This is a genomic window from Alteromonas sp. HB246098, assembly GCF_054890645.1.
The window spans coordinates 1-3,388 of record NZ_JBTZUG010000018.1; the positions used below are offsets into that span (position 1 = coordinate 1).

General features: G+C 41.8%; 6 protein-coding genes. All 6 read left to right on the top strand.

What is annotated here, in order from left to right:
- Positions 1-22: 22 nt before the first annotated feature.
- The 6 genes from ACYTPF_RS19370 to ACYTPF_RS19395 all read left to right on the top strand — a co-directional run bounded on the left by ACYTPF_RS19370 (position 23) and on the right by ACYTPF_RS19395 (position 3,183).
- On the top strand, positions 23-445 hold the full coding sequence (locus ACYTPF_RS19370; RefSeq protein WP_461853354.1) for a GNAT family N-acetyltransferase: 423 nt from the start codon (positions 23-25) through the stop codon (positions 443-445).
- 128 nt (positions 446-573) lie between these two features.
- Positions 574-987: a hypothetical protein gene (locus tag ACYTPF_RS19375; protein ID WP_461853355.1), complete on the top strand. Its 414-nt coding sequence runs from the start codon at positions 574-576 to the stop codon at positions 985-987.
- 531 nt (positions 988-1,518) lie between these two features.
- Positions 1,519-1,932, top strand: a complete 414-nt coding sequence (locus tag ACYTPF_RS19380; protein WP_461853356.1) for an ankyrin repeat domain-containing protein — start codon at positions 1,519-1,521, stop codon at positions 1,930-1,932.
- A 135-nt stretch (positions 1,933-2,067) separates the two neighbouring features.
- Positions 2,068-2,277 carry a hypothetical protein gene (locus tag ACYTPF_RS19385; RefSeq protein ID WP_461853357.1) on the top strand — a complete coding sequence of 70 codons (210 nt, stop codon included), beginning with the start codon at positions 2,068-2,070 and terminating at the stop codon, positions 2,275-2,277.
- Positions 2,278-2,391: 114 nt separating this feature from the next.
- Positions 2,392-2,772, top strand: coding sequence for a hypothetical protein (locus ACYTPF_RS19390; RefSeq protein WP_461853358.1), 381 nt, complete (start codon positions 2,392-2,394; stop codon positions 2,770-2,772).
- 132 nt (positions 2,773-2,904) lie between these two features.
- The gene (locus ACYTPF_RS19395) at positions 2,905-3,183 is read left to right on the top strand and encodes a putative quinol monooxygenase (RefSeq protein WP_136781732.1); all 279 of its coding nucleotides are present in this window, start codon (positions 2,905-2,907) and stop codon (positions 3,181-3,183) included.
- Positions 3,184-3,388 lie beyond the last annotated feature (205 nt).

Below are 3,388 nucleotides of genomic sequence, written 5' to 3' on the forward strand. Positions count from 1 at the left end.
TACCCTCTGAAGGATCGATAGAATGAAAGGGATTAATATAAGTACAAGCCACGATGACTTAGACATCGAATTAATCCACTCCTTTGTGGCGAACTCCTATTGGGCAAAAAACATCCCGCTTTCAACATTACAAAAATCTATAGACAATTCTCTTGTATTTGGAGCCTATGCAACCGGGGGAGACCAAGTTGGTTTCGCTAGAGTTATTACAGACAGAGCTACATTTGCATATCTAAGCGACGTTTTTGTAATAGAGAAGTATCGTGGTCAAGGGGTAGGCAAACAACTTATGGAAAACATATCATCCCATCCAGACCTACAAGGTCTCCGTAGGTTTATGCTAGCAACAAGTGACGCACACGGATTGTACTCGCAGTTTGGTTTTACATCTGTTGAAAACCCTGAGAAGTTGATGCAAATTTTAACGCCTGGCATATATGATTAGGCACGGGTATAACAACCCAATCAACACACTCACTGCGTTCGCTGGGACGCATACACGCGGGGCGGCTGCGCCATTATGCCCCACATGTCTGCGTCCGTTATTGGAAAGTTATGTGACTCAGGGAATTCATGGATAGAAACACTAAAAAAGCCCTTAGATGGAATTCTGGTTATAGAGCGAAACCAATAAAACCAGACAAAGCTTCCTTTTCAAGTGGCAAGTATTCTATGGCTTTTGCCTGCCTCGACTGCAAAACCTCTTTCCAACGCAGCTTTCTTGGTGCTCCATGCGACTATCCATTACACAGTCAGTGTATTTCTTGCGGTGGCGTTACTTATAACTTAGGCCGGCATTTCAAAACGCCAAAAAAATCGGATGCTGCTCAATGGAAAAAGGTAGCTTATCTAGTACAGCATGGTTTTTACTTTCAAAAAATTCGGCCTATTAAAAATAGCTATTACAGCGTTTCTTACCCTTCAACGTTAGCGGAAGCAAAAGTGTTTGTTAAAAAATACAAAAAGCACGCTCTTTTTTTAGGGTAAAGTCACATAACAAACACATTAAGCCGCTTCGCTGGGACAGTAACACGTGGGCTCTGTCGCTTCGCTCCTAATTTAGCCCACGTATTACTGCCCCTTATGTGGGTGTTATATGACAGGAGGTTTACTTGATCAAAAAAGGATTTAATTGGCTTCTAAGTAGGCTTCCTTTCTACTCTTTATTTTTTATATTTCCAGTACTCGGAATGATGAACTGCCAAGGATGGAATGAAGGCAGCATGACGTCAGAAACATGCTTAATAAACTCATCTCTCCTTCAAGCGTATGCGGACTTTTACTACGCACTAATTCTTTTTTCTTCTTTTATGCTGCTCTTACCGCTGGTAGTTTATATTGTTATCGCAATTTGGCTTTCAGAAGTCTTTGGCCGCAAGCTAGCCGGTGAGTGATGTCATATAACAAGTCAATAAACTCACTCACTTCGTTCGCTGGGACGCATACACGCAGGGCCGCTTCGCTATTATGCCCTACGTGCCTGCGCCCGTTATTGAAAAGTTATGTTGCGGGGTAAATGTGGATTCTTACGGAAGGAATAAGCTTCATTACCTGATCATCGACTCACCTATTGCAGAACATCCAGCAGGTATCAAAGAGTTAGTCGATAAGGGAATTAACGTTAATGCACAGGATATTAATGGATGGTCCGCGCTACATTTTGCAGTACAGGAACAATCGCATACTGCTGTAAAAGCTTTACTAGAAAATGGAGCTGACACAGACTTACTTGAATCAAACGGTAATAGCGCTCTTCATAAAGCTGTTTTTTATTCCAACAATAATAATGACATTATCTCTCTATTATTGGTTTATGGCGCTAATCCAGATACAGTTAATAACCATGGTGTTACACCAAGATCGCTAGCTCAAGTAGTGGAAAATTCGAGTATTGTGGCTCTTTTTAACAAATGCAACATAACAAAAAACTAAAGGCGCTCGCGCTGCTCGCTGGGACGCTAACACAGGGGCTGCGTCACTTCGTTCCTAATTTTAGCCCATGTGTTATCGCCCCTTAGTTGGGCGTTATGTGTCAAAGGTAAATCAAGATAAGAAGGATTTTTAACTATGAAACTAGGAACTAAAAGTGGTTTGTCATTCAGCTTTATTGGCTGTGCTGTCGGCGCTTATTTCGGTCTTTCACCTGTTTACTCGCAATTACAGTCTGGTGTTTTATCTGGTCAAGAAGCCGGGCTAGCATTCTGTATCGCCGGTATCTTTATTGGTAGTGTATTGGCTACTGCTAGCATTCTTTCTTCGAATAAGCATGCCACATAACAAGTCAATAAACTCACTCACTACGTTCGCTGGGACGCATACACGCAGGGCGGCTTCGCCATTGTGCCCTACGTGCCTGCGCCCGTTATTGAAAAGTTAGCTTTCAGGAGTAGTATGGATATTTTGAATCAATTAAGCCCAGGTGACGCTTTTCTTATATTAGGGAATATGGTTTTTGGTGTTATGGGGGCTACGGGCGGTTCTCTAATGATTTCAAATGATTTAAATAACAACAAAAACATGGCGACAAACATAAAGGAAACCTGGAGCTTACCTAGCCTTAATTGGTCTGCAAGCCGTATAGTCATAGGGGTGTACTTCTCTATTTTTGTCAGTCTTTGCACCGCGGGTAGCTTTACTGAAGATGTTTACCAAATATTTAAAGTCTTTGCGTTTACTCTTGTAGCAAGTGCTTTTGCACCTAAACTATGGACATCACAGGAGAAAAGGTTATTAAGAATAATCGATGAGCGCATCAAAAATAGTCAAAGCTAACAAACGCATTAACACTCGCTTCGCTCGCTAGGGACAAAAACACGTAGGCTCCCTTCGCTTTGCTCAGTATCATAGCCTACGTATTTTTGCCCGTTATGCGGGCCGTTATACGTTGTTGAAAAGGAAGTCAGTTTGAAAAAAATCATATTATCAGGGTACATTGATGTACCGAATGACCAAATAAAGTTAGTCAAATCTGCGCTACCTAAACACATTGAGCTGACTCAACAAGAGAATGGGTGTTTAACATTTAAAGTCACTCAAAGAACAAATGAACCCAATATTTTTGACGTATACGAAGAGTTCGTTGACAAGGAAGCTTTCGAGAAACATCAAAAAAGAGTATCAAACTCCGATTGGGGGATAGCTTCAAAAAATGCACTACGTCACTATGTCATTACAGAGGTTTAGGAACGCTCGGTGGTAACGTATAACAAAGCGCTTAAGCCACTCCCTTCGGTCGCTCGGACGCATTTACGCGGGGCGGCTTCGCCATTATGCCCCACGCAACTGCGCCGCTTAGCTTAATGTTATATTCTCGAATGGAAAAGGAGAATTGATATGGATGTAAATAGTTCTAAAAGCTTCAAACTCGTAATATTTATTTTGTCGGTCC